General features: G+C 44.6%; 17 protein-coding genes. 10 read left to right on the top strand and 7 right to left on the bottom strand.

Annotated features, from left to right (window positions below):
• Positions 1 to 146: 146 nt before the first annotated feature.
• Positions 147 to 584, bottom strand: coding sequence for a peptide-methionine (R)-S-oxide reductase MsrB (msrB, locus tag CWO13_RS05340; RefSeq protein WP_080967323.1), 438 nt, complete (start codon positions 582 to 584; stop codon positions 147 to 149).
• Positions 585 to 903: 319 nt separating this feature from the next.
• On the opposite strand from msrB, the gene gap reads away from it, so the two are divergent.
• Both gap and CWO13_RS05330 read left to right on the top strand, forming a co-directional pair.
• The gene (gap, locus tag CWO13_RS05335; RefSeq protein WP_017059382.1) at positions 904 to 1,899 is read left to right on the top strand and encodes a type I glyceraldehyde-3-phosphate dehydrogenase; all 996 of its coding nucleotides are present in this window, start codon (positions 904 to 906) and stop codon (positions 1,897 to 1,899) included.
• A 242-nt stretch (positions 1,900 to 2,141) separates the two neighbouring features.
• Positions 2,142 to 3,026 (top strand): D-hexose-6-phosphate mutarotase, encoded by an 885-nt coding sequence (locus tag CWO13_RS05330; protein ID WP_102433609.1) that lies wholly within the window; start codon positions 2,142 to 2,144, stop codon positions 3,024 to 3,026.
• 86 nt (positions 3,027 to 3,112) lie between these two features.
• Here the strand turns inward: CWO13_RS05330 and CWO13_RS05325 are convergent, their stop codons facing one another.
• A complete protein-coding gene (locus CWO13_RS05325) occupies positions 3,113 to 4,081 on the bottom strand; it encodes a nucleoside hydrolase (RefSeq protein ID WP_017063437.1) in 969 nt (322 codons plus the stop codon).
• Between the two features lie 204 nt (positions 4,082 to 4,285).
• On the opposite strand from CWO13_RS05325, the gene rlmA reads away from it, so the two are divergent.
• The 5 genes from rlmA (at position 4,286) to CWO13_RS05300 (ending at position 10,536) form a co-directional block, all read left to right on the top strand.
• Entirely contained in the window at positions 4,286 to 5,101 is an 816-nt protein-coding gene (gene rlmA, locus CWO13_RS05320; RefSeq protein ID WP_048660809.1) for a 23S rRNA (guanine(745)-N(1))-methyltransferase, read from the top strand.
• A gap of 75 nt (positions 5,102 to 5,176) precedes the next feature.
• Positions 5,177 to 6,130, top strand: a complete 954-nt coding sequence (locus tag CWO13_RS05315) for a ChaN family lipoprotein (protein WP_102530161.1) — start codon at positions 5,177 to 5,179, stop codon at positions 6,128 to 6,130.
• 266 nt (positions 6,131 to 6,396) lie between these two features.
• A complete protein-coding gene (locus tag CWO13_RS05310; protein ID WP_048611520.1) occupies positions 6,397 to 6,750 on the top strand; it encodes a hypothetical protein in 354 nt (117 codons plus the stop codon).
• A 128-nt stretch (positions 6,751 to 6,878) separates the two neighbouring features.
• Complete coding sequence (locus tag CWO13_RS05305; RefSeq protein ID WP_060982255.1) at positions 6,879 to 8,765, top strand: BCCT family transporter; 1,887 nt, start codon at positions 6,879 to 6,881, stop codon at positions 8,763 to 8,765.
• 193 nt (positions 8,766 to 8,958) lie between these two features.
• Positions 8,959 to 10,536 carry an alkaline phosphatase gene (locus CWO13_RS05300; RefSeq protein ID WP_108082628.1) on the top strand — a complete coding sequence of 526 codons (1,578 nt, stop codon included), beginning with the start codon at positions 8,959 to 8,961 and terminating at the stop codon, positions 10,534 to 10,536.
• A 175-nt stretch (positions 10,537 to 10,711) separates the two neighbouring features.
• Here the strand turns inward: CWO13_RS05300 and CWO13_RS05295 are convergent, their stop codons facing one another.
• A complete protein-coding gene (locus CWO13_RS05295; protein WP_017059388.1) occupies positions 10,712 to 11,149 on the bottom strand; it encodes a YcgN family cysteine cluster protein in 438 nt (145 codons plus the stop codon).
• 159 nt (positions 11,150 to 11,308) lie between these two features.
• Between CWO13_RS05295 and CWO13_RS05290 the strand changes: the two genes are divergently transcribed.
• From CWO13_RS05290 to CWO13_RS05280, 3 genes are all read left to right on the top strand, one after another.
• Positions 11,309 to 11,557: a YkgJ family cysteine cluster protein gene (locus CWO13_RS05290; RefSeq protein WP_017059389.1), complete on the top strand. Its 249-nt coding sequence runs from the start codon at positions 11,309 to 11,311 to the stop codon at positions 11,555 to 11,557.
• 93 nt (positions 11,558 to 11,650) lie between these two features.
• Entirely contained in the window at positions 11,651 to 12,340 is a 690-nt protein-coding gene (gene aqpZ, locus CWO13_RS05285; RefSeq protein WP_102433604.1) for an aquaporin Z, read from the top strand.
• A gap of 229 nt (positions 12,341 to 12,569) precedes the next feature.
• A complete protein-coding gene (locus CWO13_RS05280; protein WP_107898528.1) occupies positions 12,570 to 13,217 on the top strand; it encodes a porin family protein in 648 nt (215 codons plus the stop codon).
• 99 nt (positions 13,218 to 13,316) lie between these two features.
• Here the strand turns inward: CWO13_RS05280 and recR are convergent, their stop codons facing one another.
• From recR to apt, 4 genes are all read right to left on the bottom strand, one after another.
• Positions 13,317 to 13,916, bottom strand: coding sequence for a recombination mediator RecR (recR, locus tag CWO13_RS05275; protein ID WP_019823189.1), 600 nt, complete (start codon positions 13,914 to 13,916; stop codon positions 13,317 to 13,319).
• A gap of 78 nt (positions 13,917 to 13,994) precedes the next feature.
• Complete coding sequence (locus CWO13_RS05270; protein WP_017062338.1) at positions 13,995 to 14,324, bottom strand: YbaB/EbfC family nucleoid-associated protein; 330 nt, start codon at positions 14,322 to 14,324, stop codon at positions 13,995 to 13,997.
• Positions 14,325 to 14,476: 152 nt separating this feature from the next.
• Entirely contained in the window at positions 14,477 to 16,711 is a 2,235-nt protein-coding gene (gene dnaX / locus CWO13_RS05265; protein ID WP_108082627.1) for a DNA polymerase III subunit gamma/tau, read from the bottom strand.
• A gap of 18 nt (positions 16,712 to 16,729) precedes the next feature.
• A complete protein-coding gene (apt, locus tag CWO13_RS05260; RefSeq protein WP_019823185.1) occupies positions 16,730 to 17,275 on the bottom strand; it encodes an adenine phosphoribosyltransferase in 546 nt (181 codons plus the stop codon).
• Between the last annotated feature and the right edge of the window lie 106 nt (positions 17,276 to 17,381).

Below are 17,381 nucleotides of genomic sequence, written 5' to 3'. Positions count from 1 at the left end.
CCGATTCATTCACCCGCTTTCAAAAAAAACAGCTACCTTTCTGGTAGCTGTTTTTATTTGTACTAGAGTTAATTCTGAAATCTTGGGTCATTCAGCATTCCTAAATCGGCAAATGCGACCTGTAAGGATTAGACAATAGTTACAAGTTATTTCGTACTTTCGTCATTTTTGTTGAAAATTAACGACACCGAATTAACACAGAATCGTTCACCTGTGGTCTTCGGACCATCAGGAAAAACGTGACCTAAATGGCTATCACAGGCGTTACAACGGATCTCTACACGCTTCATTCCGTGACTTAGATCTTCTATATAGCGTACTGCTTCATCATTCACTGGGGCATCAAAACTTGGCCAACCACACCCAGAGTCGTATTTGTTATCCGACAGAAACAAAGGGCTTTCACAGCATGTGCAGCTATAGACACCAGTCTTATGGTTGTGCAGTAGCTTACCGCTATATGGGGCTTCAGTACCACGTTCACGACACACTGCAAATTCGTCGTCTGTTAGGCGCTCACGCCAGTATTCATCAGGCTTTATCATATTTCCTCCCTTTTGAATCACGTTAATATTTCTCCACATTCTCAGTTATTATATTTACTTTTTTCTATAAAGGCTTGCATATCAGTCGTTTTGTAGCACATACTTTCTCACCAGGAAACATTGTACATATACACTCATAAGTGAATCATCATTTAGGGGTATTTTACCCAACTGGAAGGGTACAGAGCCACTTGCAATGGTCAATTTTCAACCACTTACACCCAATTGTTAAGAAAAGCGTCGCTTTTTTTTGACATTAAACAAGTTAAGTCGGATTATCTATTGCAGATGTATACTGGATTCTGTAATTTTACTACCAGTTATCTTTAATCAGAAATTAAGTTGTGGAGCAACTACAATGACTATCAAAGTAGGTATTAACGGTTTTGGCCGTATCGGCCGTTTCGTATTCCGCGCAGCTCAAGAGCGTGCAGACATCGAAGTAGTAGGTATTAACGATCTAATCGACGTAGAGTACATGGCATACATGCTTAAGTACGACTCAACTCACGGCCGTTTCAACGGTACTGTTGAAGTTGAAGGCGGTAACCTAATCGTTAACGGTAAAACTGTACGTGTTACAGCTGAGCGTAACCCAGAAGATCTTAAGTGGGATGCTATCGACGTAGACGTAGTTGCTGAAGCAACTGGTCTTTTCCTAACTGACGAGACTGCACGTAAGCACATCACTGCTGGCGCTAAGAAAGTAGTTCTTACTGGTCCTTCTAAAGATGCAACTCCAATGTTCGTAATGGGCGTTAACCAAGCATCTTACGCTGGTCAAGACATCGTTTCTAACGCTTCTTGTACTACTAACTGTCTTGCACCTATCGCTAAAGTACTTAACGATAAGTGGGGCATTGAGTCTGGTCTTATGACTACAGTTCACGCTACTACAGCAACTCAAAAAACTGTAGATGGCCCTTCTGCTAAAGACTGGCGCGGTGGCCGTGGTGCTTCTCAAAACATCATCCCATCTTCAACTGGTGCTGCTAAAGCTGTAGGCGTTGTTCTTCCAGAACTAAACGGCCTTCTAACTGGTATGGCTTTCCGTGTACCAACTGCTAACGTATCTGTAGTTGACCTAACAGTTAACCTAAAAGAAGCTGCATCTTACGAAGAAATTTGTGCTGCAATGAAAGAAGCTTCTGAAGGCGAAATGGCTGGCGTTCTTGGTTACACTGAAGACCAAGTAGTATCACAAGATTTCATCGGTGAAGTTCAAACTTCAGTATTCGATGCTAAAGCTGGTGTTGCTCTAACTGACAAATTCGTTAAAGTTGTATCTTGGTACGACAACGAAATCGGTTACTCAAACAAAGTTCTAGACCTAATCGCTCACATCTCTAAGTAATTTCTTTTTAGAAATAGCTTTAGATAAGCATTAGCGAAGACTGTTTTGAGCAGACTTTGAAAAAGGCGACCTTAGTGTCGCCTTTTTAATACCTGCTATCTTTTAAACCGCGTCTATCTAAGCTCATAAAGATAGCCCAAATGCAAAATTCAATTCTAATACTGGCTCTGCTTGTTACTTATGAAAACACAAGCATCACTCTAGTCAGCATTTGAATTCAATTTCCTTAGAAGGATCATGTAATGGATTTATCTACTCTACCTGCACTGGCGGTACTTTCTGACAACGTCACTATCGTTGAACACGAAGGTGTAAAACTGGTTCGCGTTATCCACGATAAAGCAAACGCAGCGATTTCACTGTTTGGCGGCCATGTGGTGTCATTCCAACCGCAAGGTCAAGAAGACCTGATTTGGATGAGCCAACAAGCTAAATTCGATGGTAAAACGGCTCTGCGTGGTGGTATTCCAGTATGTTGGCCTTGGTTTGGTCGCATTGCAGCACCTGCACATGGTTTTGCTCGTTCAAGTGAATGGCAATTGGTTGAGCACCGTGAAAGCGAAGCTGGCGTGATTGTTAGCTTAGGTCTGAAGCCAAGCGAAGAGACGCTAGCAGTATGGCCTCATCAGTTCGATGCACGTTTGAATGTTGAGATCGGTGAGCAACTAAAAGTAACCCTGGACGTGAAGAACACAGATTCACAACCATGGACTTTCTCTGGTGCGCTGCACACTTACCTAAACGTTGCAGACATTCATAACACCACCACCACAGGTATGGGCGCTAAGTACATCGACAGCCTGCAAGGTGGCAAGATCTGCCAAGGCGGTGATGAACTGGTACTAACCGACACGATTGACCGTGTTTACACGCAACCAGAAGCGCAAATTTTTGTTGCTGACAAGAAGCTAGATCGCACGCTAACAGTTGAAAACCACGGTCATAACTCTGCAGTACTGTGGAACCCGTGGGCAGAAGGCGCCGCTAGTATGGGCGACATGCAAGACGACGGTTACCTAACCATGCTATGTGTTGAATCAACACTGCACGCACCAAGCCTAGAAGCAGGAAAAACATTACAGCCTGGCGAAAGCCACCAGCTGATTACGGTGATTTCAGCTCAGTAAGCGACTCAAAAAACTCTTCAAAGGCCGGTTTATCCGGCCTTTTTTACAGCTATTTTTTACAACACTACGATGACGATTAGTTAGCTTTACTGCTGTGAATAGTGAACTAAAGTTTCTCTATAGAGTGACAATAGAGCATTGTTGTCCACTTGAACGCCGACCTTTTGTGCAGGGAATGAACTCCACTCATCATTCATATATTTACGTTGATCAACTTTCTGAATTGTCATCCCTTCAGCGGGGCCATCAGTCACTACTCTGACTGAGCCACTACGACAGGTAAATAGAGATGGTTGGATAACATAAGCAATGGCTGAAGGATCGTGAACATGACAACCCTCCATTCCTACTTTTTCAGAATAGAACTTTAAGTAGTAACGGCTAACATCCCAGATAAACTGCCCTACCTCTCCAGCATCATCTCGTAAATCATCAAGGTATTGACCAGTAAAGAAGCTCTCCTCAGTGACATCTAATCCGATAATCACGACAGGCCATGATGCCGTAAACACCTTATCCGCAGCGTGAGGATCATCATGGATATTCGCTTCAGCAAATGGCGTCACGTTACCTCGATGGTCATTTTCACCGAACGCGCCCCCCATAATGACCACTTCTTTTACTAAGTCGACAATTTCAGGGTCCGCTTCCAGAGCGAGCGCGAGGTTAGTAAGAGGGCCAACCGCCACAAGAGTGATCTCTCCCGGTTCAGCTCGAACACTATCGATAATGAACTGGTAAGCCGGCTTATCAAGCGCTGTAACATCTAATGAACTTGGCGCTTTCACATCCCCAAATCCAGCCTCGCCATGCACCACAACCGTGGCTCCAACAGGATCTCTTATTAACGGCTTATCCGTTCCCTTAGCCACAAGCGCCTTCATTCCAAACTTCTGCTTCAGATAAAGGGCATTTTGAGTCCCGTTGTCTATCGTCGCATTACCATAAACAGTAGTGATGCCCACTAACTCAATATCAGGATGTGCTTCCGCAAATAGGATGGCCATTGCATCATCGATGCCCGGATCTGTATCTAGAATGATTTTCTTTGTCATATCAGCTTCTAATTAAACAGTAGGAAAGCGTAGACGATACCCAGAAAAAACGCAGATAAACGTGACCTAAACCTAAGCTCTGATTTTTATTGTAATAAGCCATAAGCTCACTATTCTAGAAGCGGATATTCTCGCCTTTTTATTTAGCCTGATGCAGACCTTTTTGATAGAATCTTCGCCCAACTCTATGCCTCTGAGATCGTCATGACTTACCAATGCCCTTTGTGTCACCAACCTTTATCTCAAAACGATCGTACGTTTAAGTGTGAAAAGAACCATCAGTTCGACCTAGCGAAAGAAGGCTATGTCAATTTGATGCCTGCGCACCACAAACGCTCAAAAGATCCAGGTGACAACAAAGAGATGATGCAGGCACGTCGTCGCTTCCTTGAAGGTAACCACTATGACCCAATGCGCCAAGCGGTGGTGACGTTGTGTTCTCGCTACCTACCAGAAGAGGCGCCTAGCCTATTGGATATTGGTTGTGGCGAAGGGTATTACACCAACGAAATTGCTGTGAATCTTCAAGAAAAGAATGGTGCTACTTTTGGCCTAGACATTTCTAAAATTGCTATCAAATACGCCGCTAAGCGCTACCCTGCTGTCGACTTCTCAGTTGCATCAAGCCATCGTCTTCCCTTTGCGGAAAATAGCTTAGACGGCATTCTACGCATTTACGCACCTTGCAAGGCTGAAGAGTTACAACGCACCATCAAAGATAATGGTGTGGTGATCACCGTAACACCCGCTAGCCGACACCTTTATCAGCTGCGTGATGCGATTTATGATGGCGTTCGTTTGCACGATGAAGATCCAGAGATGATCGAAGGTTTTATGCTTGAGCATCAAGAGCAACTAAACTATATGATGGAACTATCGGGGTCAGATGCATTCGACCTGCTACAGATGACGCCGTTTGCTTGGAAGGCGAGTGAAGAGTTTAAACAACAACTCACCGAAGCCGAGCAATTCAACTGTGAAGCTGACTTTATGCTGCGGGTGTATCGCAAACAAAATTAATTGATATTGATTATCGTTTGCATTGAATTCTTATCTTGCCTCCTTTAGTATGCGTGTTCTTCAAGGAGGCATTTCATGCAACGTATTATTCTTATCGGATTAGCGACTCTTCTCACGGCTTGTGCTAGTCAACCAGCAAAAGACACTTCTCAAAAAGTGACTCAAAAGGAATCTGTTTCCACATTCTATGACTACCAGTTCGCTTCTCCACAAGGCGAAATACTTCCTCTCGATGCATTACCTAAACAGCTAATTGACGCTGATGTAATTCTTATTGGCGAATGGCACACTCATTCTGCTATTCACCGCTTCCAAACCGATTTTTTAAAAGCGCGCTTTAACGCGACATCAAACATTGCTCTTTCAATGGAACAGTTTACTCGAGAGCACCAAGCCACACTCGACCAATACTTAAACGGTGAAATTGGCGAACAAATTCTCATGTCTCAAGCGGCAGCGTGGCCAAACTACGAAAGTGATTACCGTGCGCTCGTTGAGTTCGCCAAAACCAACGACATCGATGTTATTGCAGCAAACGCACCAAAGCCTTTCGTTCAGTGTATTGGCCGTAAAGGGTTACCTTACTTAGATCAGTTATCGACCGAGCAACGCCAATGGATTGCCGCCGAAGTCGATACGGGTGATAGCCCTTACAAAGAAAAGTTTATGGCTTCCATGCATCACGGTACACCAGAACAAACGGAAAAGCAGTTTGCCGCTCAGGTCACATGGGACGAGACCATGGCCGAATCGATTGTGGATTACCTAGCATCAAACCCAGAGAAACAAGTGATTCATGTAGCCGGTAAATTCCACACAGAAGGTGGTTTAGGGACGGCGGCATCAATTCTACGTCGTAACCCTGATTTGAAAATCGCCATCATCAGCCCAGTTGAAGAGATCTCATCGGATAGCAGCGATTATCAGCTTGAAGTGCTTTCGCCACCGGCTCGCTTTGTTAAGAAAGAGAACCGAATGAAGGCATACAAGCACCTATCAAAACGCAGCGCTAGCCTAGAATGCGACTAAACCACTCTTCTAAGCTGAAGAGTCGGTGGGCTAATCCTAGATAATTAGTCCATCGTCACAACTTGATCACGTTCCCATCATTCATCCCAACTCTATCTAAAATCAAACATTCTTATCGGCACAAGATTTGCTTAGTAAATAGACGATTTAACCAAGCAGATGAAAATGTAATGTGCGAATAAAAAAACATCACTACCGATGATTAATTGCACAAGTTTTTCACACCTCTGCCGATACTATATTTAAGGATAGGTAAGGAGAGCGATATGACGCCAGTAGGAACGAGTAATACTCAGCTGTATTCACCTTCGCAAATGAATGCACAAGCTAAAAGCACTGAAGCTGAAAAGCCTGCACCGCTTAAGGTTGAACAAAATACCGTCAAGCTTTCTGATGAAGGCAAAGCCCTATTATCTGCCCTTAAAGAAATCGATAAAGAAGCCAAGAAAGTCGAAGCTGAAAACGCGACCGTAACCGATAAAGTAGAGTCATTTGCTCATGGCGCTTTAGGTATGGATCATCCAGATAAGATTGAAGAAGAGGACGATGGTTCTTATTCAGCTGGGCAATACTTATCCGCAGCGGCAACCGTGGGTGGCATTCTACTTGCCTTAATCTAACTTCCCCCTCTGTTACTGCACCTTCCTCTCTGCATTAAAGCGATTTGTCGTCACGACAACAGACCAGATTTGGTCTAAAAAACGAGTTCATTCCATAATTCCGCTCTCATTTTAATGGAATAATACTCGTGAAAAACACTTTTGAGCTTATTGATAAGCCTACCTTCTTTGGTGCGATTGCACTCCTACTCACGATAGTTTTCCCGCTCATTTTGTTCCCAGCTCAGGGCGCAGACTGGATTGCGGTTGCGAAAACATTCATGACGGATCAACTAGGATTTCTATATCTTGCGCTAGGCCTCGCTGCCTGTGCATTTATGGTTTACGTTGTGTTCAGTGATATGGGACAAATTAAACTAGGCGAAGCTGATGAAGAGCCTGAATTCAAAACAGCATCATGGGCTGCAATGCTATTTTGTGGCGGTATCGGTGCAAGTATCTTGTACTGGGGCTGTATTGAGTGGGCTTACTACTACCAATCACCGCCTTTCCAACTAGAACCTGGCAGTGAAGAAGCGGTTCGTTGGGCGGCAACTTACGGTCTGTTCCACTGGGGACCAATCGCTTGGTCTATCTATCTGATCCCTGCGATTCCTATCGCTTACTTCTTCTATGTACGTAAACAGCCAGTTCTAAAGATCTCTAGTGCGTTAATGCCTGTTCTTGGTGAACACCGCAGTAAAGGCGTACCTGGAAAAATCGTCGATATCCTTTTCATTTTCGGTCTATTAGGCGGCGCTGCAACAACGCTAGGTTTAGCTGCACCTCTGATCACTGAAGGTCTGAATCACCTATTTGGTCTACCTAAAAATAACCTAACGCAAGTGATGGTGCTTTTAGTGTGTACTGCGATTTTTGCTTACTCATCTTATGCTGGATTGGAAAAAGGCATCAAGATCCTAAGTAACATCAACTTCTGGGGTGCGATGGGCCTACTGGCTTTCGTTCTGATTGCGGGTCCAACAATCTTCATGTTAGAAACGGGGTTAGACTCTATTGGTCGTCTACTGTCTAACTTCTTCGTGATGGCAACGTGGGCTGAACCATTTGGTGGCTACGGTACATTCGAAAACACTCACTTCCCACAAGACTGGACGATTTTCTACTGGGCATGGTGGCTAGTATTTGCACCGAGTATGGGTCTGTTTGTTGCGCGTATCTCTCGCGGCAGAACCATCAAACAAATGGTGTCAGGTTCTATCTTCTTCGGTTCTCTAGGTTGTTTCTTATTCTTCATGATTCTAGGTAACTACGGCTTATCACTTCAGCTTTCTGGTGAGCTAGATGTGGTTGCTATCCTGAATGCAGAAGGCGCAACCAAAGCTATCTTCTCGATGCTTGCACAACTGCCAATGAGCACGCTAGTTATCGCAGTATTCACTTTGCTTTGTATCATCTTTACAGCAACGACGTTTGACTCTATCTCATACATTCTTGCGTCTGTGGTTCAAAACAATGTGACAGAAGAACCAATGCGTTGGAACCGTATGTTCTGGGCATTTACTCTGTCGTTTTTGCCAACGATCCTGATGTTCTTAGGCGGTCTAAGTACACTACAAACGGCGGCGATTGTTGGTGGCCTACCGCTGCTTGCTATCTCTGTCATGTTGATGATTTCAGCGGTTCGTGCGACTAACCTCGACCTACGTCATCAAGATGCGTACATCGAGCCAACGATCAACATCGAAGAACTACCAGACATGGACCCTTGGTCTGCTGAAGGTATGGCACTGGCTCAATTTGAGAAAGAAAAAGATGCTGCGCAAGAAGCCGCAGAACTTGAGCGTGTCGCTTACACAGAACTTGCCGCAGTGAAGAAAGAAATTCGCGCTTATGTGTTAGAACAAGGTTCACAAATGGAAACTCACGAGTTACCAGAGAACCTACAACAAGCACTTGAGCAGGCCGAGAGTAATCTTAGTGCCGCACAAGCGAAAAAGATCGAGTTATCTGAGCAAGCTCAGAATGCTCGTATCACGTTCAACCAGGTGGTTGCAGACTTACCGCTTGCTTGACATTAGCCATGACACAGTCCATTGATTTGGACCCTCCTAAATACGACAAAGGCTCACAGAAATGTGAGCCTTTTTTTATACTTTTCTAAAAACTTGAGTTAATGCTCAATTTCATATTGATGAAATAAATATGAAACGACTTTGACACAAATCGGTGTTCTAATCATCCCGCTTATATAAAAAGGGATAACTAATGAAGCAATTTATGAAACCAATTGTTACCGCAGTGGTAACCTCTACACTCTCATTCAACGTACTTTCAGCAGAAATCAAAAATGTCATTCTGATGATTGGCGATGGTATGGGACCTCAGCAAGTTGGTTTATTGGAAACCTACGCAAACCAAGCGCCAAACTCCATCTATAAAGGGAAAAAAACGGCCCTTTATCAACTTGCTCAAGAAGGGGTTATTGGTTCATCCCTAACACATCCGGAAGACGCAATCGTAGTGGATTCAGCTTGCTCTGCGACCATGCTTGCAACGGGTATTTACAGCGGTTCAGAAGTAATCGGTATCGATTCCCAAGGTAACCATGTTGAGACAGTACTTGAGAAAGCGAAAAAAGCAGGCAAAGCGACTGGCTTAGTTTCCGACACGCGCTTAACTCACGCGACTCCAGCTTCTTTTGCCGCTCACCAGCCTCACCGCTCTTTAGAGAATCAAATCGCATCCGATATGCTAGCAACGGGCGCCGATGTGATGCTATCTGGAGGGCTACGTCATTGGATTCCTAAATCGACCAACGACAAAGGTGAAACTTATAAGCAACTTGAGCAACTGACTCAAGGTGACATTTACCTAAAATCAAAGCGTAAAGACGACCGTAACCTTCTTACCGAAGCAGAGAAAGACGGCTACCAATTAGCGTTTAACCGCAACATGCTAGACGACGCTAAAGACGAAAAGTTACTTGGTCTGTTTGCCTACTCAGGCATGGACGATGGCATCGCTTATAGCAATAAGAAAAAGAGTGGCGAACGAACTCAGCCAAGCTTGAAAGAGATGACACAAAAAGCGCTCAACATCCTATCCAAAGATGAAGATGGCTTTTTCCTAATGGTCGAAGGTGGCCAAATAGACTGGGCAGGCCACAGTAACGATGCAGGTACGATGCTGCATGAATTACTAAAGTTCGATGAAGCGATCCAAACTGTGTATGAATGGGCGGAAGATCGTGAAGACACGCTCGTGATTGTGACCGCAGACCACGAAACAGGATCTTTTGGCTTCAGCTACTCTTCTAACGACCTACCAAAACCACAGAAACGCTCTGGTGAAGCCTTCGCCGACCGCGACTATGCACCTAACTTTAACTTTGGCGCATTCAATATTCTTGATGGTTTATATAATCAGAAGCAAAGCTACTACGGCATGATCAGTGAATTTCAGAAGCTGGATAAAGCGCAGCAAACACCTGAAAAGCTGGCTGAAATCGTTAACAAAAGTAGTGAGTTCCCTATCACAGCGGAACAAGCGAAAAACGTGTTAGCAAGTAAGCCGAACCCATACCGATTGGCTCAACACAAATATTTATCAGCAGAAGAAGTGCCTGCTATCAACGATTTCGATGCTTTCTTCCCATATAACGACCGTGGCAACTTGCTTGCTCGCGAACAAGCAACAGGCCAAAACATCGTTTGGGGTACAGGTACACATACTCACACACCAGTGAACGTGTTTGCTTGGGGCCCAGCAGAGAAGATATTGCCAGTTTCAAAAATCATGCACCACTCAGAACTGGGTGAGTACATTAAACAACAAGTAAACTAGCCTGAATCTCTTTTGCTCGTTTCACTTAGCGCCCTTCGGGGCGTTTTTTGTTTTAATTTTTTAAGTCTTTAAACCTTTAAACCTTTAAACCTTTAAACCTTTAAACTAAGTAAGTTTAAATTTAGGCGACGCCAAATAGCAAAACAGCCGCTCAAGAGCGGCTGTTTTAAAATAATTAGCGATTCGGGTGATTCAGGATGTGGTCTTCCCAATCGACAACATCAATTTCGTATACCACTTTATTACGAACGCTTTCACCTGCTGCATGCATCTCCGTTTTTGATCCGGTGATCAATGGATGCCACTCAGGGATCGGCTTAGATTCTGATAGAAGGCGGTAAGCACAAGTGTCTGGTAGCCAGTGAAACTCATCGATCTTGTCACGAGTCAGCTTTAAACACTCTTCACCTGAAGTGAAGCGGTTCGGGTAATCTTTACACGAACATGTTTTGTCGTTTAACCAGCTACACGCCACATTGGTGTAGTAAACTTCATCGCTATCTTCATCCATTAATTTATGTAGGCAACACTTACCACAACCGTCACACAGTGATTCCCACTCGTTCTCGGTCATCTGCTCTAGTGTCTTTTCTTGCCAAAATGGATTCGTCATAGGATTACTTCTTACTCTTTTACTGGGGTGCGTGTTATACCGCTAGCCCATAAAAAGTTCAAGGATAATAATTGTTCATTCTTTGATTCAATCAACAGCTGTCACTCTCATCATTTTTTGCTACTATCGCGCACCCTGTTATTTAGTGAGTTTAATTTGATGGAATGTCGCCTAGGTTGTGGAGCATGTTGTATCGCTCCAAGTATTACATCTGCAATTCCTGGAATGCCTAATGGTAAGCCTGCTGGCGTACGCTGCATCCAATTAAATGAGCAAGATCTGTGTAAGTTATTTGGTCAACCTTCACGCCCTAAGGTGTGTCACCAATTTAAAGCTTGCCCTGTCATCTGTGGTAAAACAGATCAAGAAGCGCTTGATAACCTGATTGAACTCGAAGCAATAACCTAACAATACTTTTCTTTTTATATATGCCCAAGATTTCACAACTTTGATAGATCTAAACTATCTTATTGATACTGGTAAAGATTAATAAGGATAGTTATGAATAGGTATATCGCAGAAATGTTCGGTACGTTTTGGTTGGTATTAGGGGGTTGTGGTAGTGCCGTGTTGGCCGCTGCTTTTCCAGATGTAGGTATCGGCTTACTCGGGGTCTCCCTCGCCTTCGGTTTAACCGTTCTCACCATGGCTTTCGCTATTGGCCATATATCCGGTTGCCACCTCAACCCTGCTGTTACTATCGGGCTGTGGAGTGGTGGTCGCTTTGATGCTAAAGATGTTGCACCCTACATTATTGCCCAAGTAATTGGCGGTATTATTGCGGGTGGCGTTTTATTCGTTATTGCTTCAGGCCAAGCTGGTTTTGATGCTGTCTCGTCAGGCTTTGCTTCAAATGGTTATGGTGAGCACTCACCGGGCGGCTACTCGCTCACAGCAGCTCTCGTTTGTGAAGTAGTCATGACCATGGTGTTTCTTTTCGTGATTATGGGTGCAACGGACTCGAAAGCACCTGCTGGATTTGCACCGATCGCAATAGGTCTCTGTTTAACCTTGATCCACCTTATCAGCATCCCTGTAACCAATACCTCCGTGAACCCTGCTCGAAGTACTGGTGTGGCGGTGTTTGTAGGTGATTGGGCTATTTCGCAATTATGGTTATTCTGGGTGGCACCGATTATTGGTGCTGTGATTGGCGCGATGATCTACAAAGCGGTAAGAGGTTCTGATTAGGCTCTCTGATTCACAAAAAACACATTCAATCAACACAAAGCCGCTAAATTAGCGGCTTTGTATTTTATGTCGTTTAGTTACTTATCAAGCTCTATCTGTATCTTCCTATCACACCTGTCACCATTAGCTTAATAACTTTTGGTTAACAAGACTATTCCATCGAATCATTAGCCGCAGGTATCTGGGCTACGCATAATGCACCTCATTCCCTATACCGATGGACATAACAATGAAAAAAACATTACTTGTACTAGCAATCTCTTCTTTAACGGCAACAACAGTTTTCGCTAGTGAATCAGCACCAACCCCAGAATTAATGCCAGAACCAATTAAGACCGAGTTTTTTGTAGGTGGTGGTTTAGGCTACCACTCTGCTAAAGCTCAAATTTCAGGGCCTGGCTTTAAAGAAAGTGAAACAGCCAAAGGCACTGCTTTTCACATTCGTGGCGGTGCTTATATTCAAGAAAATCACCGAATTACTGGTACAGTTAACTTCACCGGTGACAATGAACTGGTCAACTATAACTGGGGACAAGGAGATGTTACGACTCTTGACTTAAACCAAACTGAATTCTTAGTTTCATACGACTATGTTCATGCTCTGAACAATGATTTCTCAGTTTTCGGTGGTGCATCAACAGGTTTTGTTAAAAATAAGCTAACCATTAAAGATACAGAGCTTGGAAAGGAAAGTGGAAGTGAAACCGATTTTGTTTTCGGTCTTCAAGCAGGTGTTCAATACAAGATCATGAAAAACGTTTCTGCCGATTTCCAATATCGCCATATGTTTGAATCATATTCTGAGTCAGTAGAAGATGTGAAACTATCGGTTCCAAATAACAGCGAATTTACCGTGTCTGTCGACTACCGATTCTAACTGGGTTAGTCATATTCAGTTGAAGTGAATATAGGGAAGATATTCAGACTGCTTTAATAAAGAAAAAGCCGCTTAGTGATGATTCACCAAGCGGCCTTTTTAGATCTTATGACGACCGAGTAAGGAGTGCGAAAGCGTGGTGCCATCCACCAGCTCTAGCTCACCACCAACGGGAACACCATGAGCGATACGGCTTGCGTTCACTTCATGGGCATTACATAGCTCAGCAATGTAGTGCGCTGTCGCTTCCCCTTCAACTGTTGGGTTAGTCGCTAGGATTACTTCAGAGATATCACCACGACGTAGGCGGTAGTCCAAAACATCGAGACCGATGTCACTTGGACCAATACCATCGAGTGGTGAAAGATGACCCATTAACACAAAGTAACGGCCAGAATATTGGCCTGTTGCTTCGATAGCTGCAATGTCTGCAGGGCTCTCTACTACACAGATTTGACCATTTTCCTGACGTTTGGGATTGGTACAAATGTGGCAGGTATCTTCTTCAGTAAAAGTACGGCACTCATTACAATGACCAATTTCGGTCATTGCTTGGCTAAGAGCTTCAGCCAACTGTAGGCCGCCTTTTCTATCGCGCTGTAACAAATGAAAGGCCATACGCTGCGCCGACTTGGGGCCAACCCCAGGTAGACAACGTAAGGCCTCCATCAAATGCTCCAGCATATGACTGGTACGCATATTTAACCGTTCTAATTTTCAAGTAATAGCCTGTTTAACATAAGCCACTACCTGAATTAACCTTTAAGAATAAGTTACTTAGAAAGGCATCTTCATACCTGGTGGAAGTTGCATTCCGCCAGTTACGCTAGCCATTTTCTCTTTTTGAGTTTCTTCAACGCGACGAGCCGCATCGTTGAAAGCAGCTGCGATAAGATCTTCAAGCATCTCTTTATCGTCTTCCATTAGGCTTTCATCGATATCAACACGGCGAACGCTGTGGCTACCAGTGATCGTTACTTTTACAAGGCCAGCACCTGACTCACCTGTAACTTCCATATTTGCGATTTCTTCTTGAAGCTTTTGCATGCGCTCTTGCATTTGCTGGGCTTGCTTCATCATGTTGCCCATACCGCCTTTACCAAACATGTTAATACTCTCTGGTCTAATTGGTTTATTAAAATTAATTAAGCTATACGAGCTTAAATGGGGGTTAAAACAGTGTGATTCAACCCCTCGATGTTCAGTTCTCAGATTTGCTTATCTGGGATGATACGCCGGTCACTAAACAAGAAAATGTTCTAGATAGGACGAACGCTGTCTCTGTCGAGTTCTGCAGCAAAACGTCTTTCGATAAACTGTACGTTGGCATCGTTTTCCAAACTGGTAAACGCGTCTTTCAACTTGCCTTGGTACAACCTTTCTCGTAATTCTAGTGGTGTTTCTCCACAATCACCGATTTCAACACTCAAATGACACTCTTCTCCGAGCACTGTATTGAGAGACTGCAATAGCTCACTCTGTGCACGGTCCGTATTCAAGTGAGCTTGGCTCGCCCTTAACGTTAAAGTGATTGATGTGTCGTTTTTAGCAAACACTGAGTTCAATGCTAACTGTTCAACAAGCTTGGCTGTCTCTAGCTTTTGAATCGTAGCGGACCATTCATCTTGAGCAATCGACTCTTGAAGCAATTTATCGACCATTTCTGGTGTCTTAATATGCTCTAACGCACGCTTGATCTGAGTAGGTGTAAGCTCTTTGCTCACCTCTTTCACTACAGGTTTAGACGGTTTCCAGCGATAAGGTTCATTATCGTTGGTCACATTTTCTGTCGAAGAGGCTGACAAAGAAGCTGGCGACACCCGCTCAGAACCACCGTGTTGCTGAGCAACTCGATCAAGAACTGAAGTTTTAGCTGGTGTCGCTTTAGCCTTTTTTGGCGCCGAGCCTTTGTTTTCTGTTGCCGAACTGCCTCTACGTTGAGAACGTAATTGGTGGCGTAAACCACTCACAGGCGAAGTTGCACGCGCTGGCTGCTCTTGCGGAGCAGAAGGTGCAGCGCTTGGCTGTTGAACCGGACTCTGGTTTTGATAATTCGTTTGTTGCTGCTGAGGCTGCTCTGCACCGTAACTTGGACGCTCATCATAAGCAGGAGGCGCGTCATACTGGCTATGCGGGTAATCCTGCTCTGGATAACCTTGGTTGCCTGAGTGATCAGCGTAACCTTGCGAATCTGAATACTGTGCTTGATTCTGCTGCGGAGCCTGTTGTACGGGTTGCTGCTGCATAGGCTGCTGCATAGGCTGCTGTTGAGGCGCCTGTTGTTGCATCTGAGGCTGTCTCGGAGCTGCCATTGGCGCAGATTGGCTAACAGGCTGAGCAACGCTCTGAGCTTGAGCTGCTGGCGCTGGACTTGTTGACTGAGTCGAGATTACCGTAGCAACCGCTTGTTCAGCCGGTCTAAATGCCAACATGCGTAAAACCACCATCTCAATACCAACGCGAGCGGTTGGCGATAATGGTAAGTCTTCACGACCCTTCAACACGATCTGGTAGTAGAGTTGAATGTCTTGTGGACTTAGCGCTTTACTCAACAGTTCTAGCTTCTCAGCATCCGGCTGTGCTTTATCTAAGGTTGACGGCAGAGCTTGGAACATCGCCAAACGATGCAGTTGAGTCGCAAGCTGATTCAACAAACCATCCCACTCTACGCCATTCTCAGCAAGACTTTGGATACACGCCATCGCTTGTTGTGGCTGCTTACTGCTGATCGCTTCAAGCAAGTGGATAGCTTGGTCGGTATCTAGCGTGCCAAGCATGTGAGCCACGGTGTCTGTCACGACATTGCCGTTACCTAATGCGATAGCTTGGTCCGTAAGGCTTAGCGCATCACGCATACTGCCGTCAGCAGCATGAGCAATCATCCCAAGCGCACGAGACTCAGACGTCACACTCTCTTGTTCAAGAATGTGGTCAAGCTGCTCGTGAATATTATCAACGCTGATCGGCTTAAGATGGAACTGCAGACAACGCGACAAGATAGTCACAGGAAGCTTTTGTGGATCGGTCGTTGCGAGCAAGAATTTCACATACTCAGGCGGCTCTTCTAACGTCTTTAGAAGCGCGTTGAAACTATGCCTAGAAAGCATGTGTACTTCATCGATAAGGTAAACTTTGAAGCGACCACGCGCCGGCTTGTACTGAACATTGTCCAGAAGCTCGCGGGTATCTTCTACCTTTGTACGTGATGCCGCATCGATCTCTAGCAAGTCAACAAAACGACCTTCATCGATCTCTTTACAGGTTGCACATTCACCACAAGGTGTAGAGGTAATGCCTGTTTCACAGTTTAGACCCTTAGCAAATAAACGGCCGATAGTCGTTTTACCGACACCTCGAGTCCCGCTGAACAAGTATGCATGATGCAACCTGTTTTGGCTAAGTGCATTCTCTAATGCTGTTAAAACATGGGCTTGACCAACCACTTCTTTAAATTTGGTTGGTCGCCATTTTCGCGCTAACGCAAGATAGCTCATGAATAATTCCGAAAAGGATTAGTGACCGTCGAATTCGCAGATGCTAAACACTTCTAGACCTAAGCCTTGTAAGCGCTTGTCACCACCGATTTCTGGAAGGTTAATAACAAATGCAGCGTGTTCTACCACACCACCTAGCTGACGAATCAACTTTGTTGTTGCTTCAATCGTACCGCCCGTTGCTAGCAAATCATCAACCATCAACACTTTATCGCCTTCAACGATAGCGTCAGTGTGGATTTCTAGCGTATCAGTGCCGTACTCAAGCTCATAAGATTGTGCCACAGTTTCACGAGGCAGCTTGCCCGGTTTACGAACAGGGATAAAACCAACACCTAGCTCAAGTGCCAAAGGCGCACCAAATAGGAAACCACGAGCTTCAGTACCAACGATCTTAGTAAAGCCCATGTCCTTGTATGTTTCCGCTAGCAGATCGATAGTCGCTTTGTAAGCTGCTGGATCTTCCATCAAGCTTGTTACGTCACGGAACAAAATACCCGCTTTAGGGTAATCAGGAATGCTTTTGATGCTTGCTTTGATCAGAGAGATTTTTTCTGTGTTCATAATCTTATGCACTTCATTAGGCCGCTTTCCAAACTCTCGTTAACGAATTAAACATCAACGTTCGAAATTAAGGAAAGGTACGATTGGTATTCATTGCAACGAGAGT

The organism is Vibrio sp. ZF 223 (genome assembly GCF_003050585.1).
Taxonomy (GTDB): domain Bacteria; phylum Pseudomonadota; class Gammaproteobacteria; order Enterobacterales; family Vibrionaceae; genus Vibrio; species Vibrio crassostreae.
This window is presented reverse-complemented; position numbering and strand designations above follow the sequence as displayed.

Excerpts from the sequence above, each read along its gene's own strand:
- msrB (WP_080967323.1), bottom strand. The coding sequence starts at position 584 with ATGTGGAGAAATATTAACGTGATTCAAAAGGGAGGAAATATGATAAAG.
- gap (WP_017059382.1), top strand. The coding sequence starts at position 904 with ATGACTATCAAAGTAGGTATTAACGGTTTTGGCCGTATCGGCCGTTTC.
- CWO13_RS05330 (WP_102433609.1), top strand. The coding sequence starts at position 2,142 with ATGGATTTATCTACTCTACCTGCACTGGCGGTACTTTCTGACAACGTC.
- CWO13_RS05325 (WP_017063437.1), bottom strand. The coding sequence starts at position 4,081 with ATGACAAAGAAAATCATTCTAGATACAGATCCGGGCATCGATGATGCA.
- rlmA (WP_048660809.1), top strand. The coding sequence starts at position 4,286 with ATGACTTACCAATGCCCTTTGTGTCACCAACCTTTATCTCAAAACGAT.
- CWO13_RS05315 (WP_102530161.1), top strand. The coding sequence starts at position 5,177 with ATGCAACGTATTATTCTTATCGGATTAGCGACTCTTCTCACGGCTTGT.
- CWO13_RS05310 (WP_048611520.1), top strand. The coding sequence starts at position 6,397 with ATGACGCCAGTAGGAACGAGTAATACTCAGCTGTATTCACCTTCGCAA.
- CWO13_RS05300 (WP_108082628.1), top strand. The coding sequence starts at position 8,959 with ATGAAGCAATTTATGAAACCAATTGTTACCGCAGTGGTAACCTCTACA.
- CWO13_RS05295 (WP_017059388.1), bottom strand. The coding sequence starts at position 11,149 with ATGACGAATCCATTTTGGCAAGAAAAGACACTAGAGCAGATGACCGAG.
- CWO13_RS05290 (WP_017059389.1), top strand. The coding sequence starts at position 11,309 with ATGGAATGTCGCCTAGGTTGTGGAGCATGTTGTATCGCTCCAAGTATT.
- aqpZ (WP_102433604.1), top strand. The coding sequence starts at position 11,651 with ATGAATAGGTATATCGCAGAAATGTTCGGTACGTTTTGGTTGGTATTA.
- CWO13_RS05280 (WP_107898528.1), top strand. The coding sequence starts at position 12,570 with ATGAAAAAAACATTACTTGTACTAGCAATCTCTTCTTTAACGGCAACA.
- recR (WP_019823189.1), bottom strand. The coding sequence starts at position 13,916 with ATGCGTACCAGTCATATGCTGGAGCATTTGATGGAGGCCTTACGTTGT.
- CWO13_RS05270 (WP_017062338.1), bottom strand. The coding sequence starts at position 14,324 with ATGTTTGGTAAAGGCGGTATGGGCAACATGATGAAGCAAGCCCAGCAA.
- dnaX (WP_108082627.1), bottom strand. The coding sequence starts at position 16,711 with ATGAGCTATCTTGCGTTAGCGCGAAAATGGCGACCAACCAAATTTAAA.
- apt (WP_019823185.1), bottom strand. The coding sequence starts at position 17,275 with ATGAACACAGAAAAAATCTCTCTGATCAAAGCAAGCATCAAAAGCATT.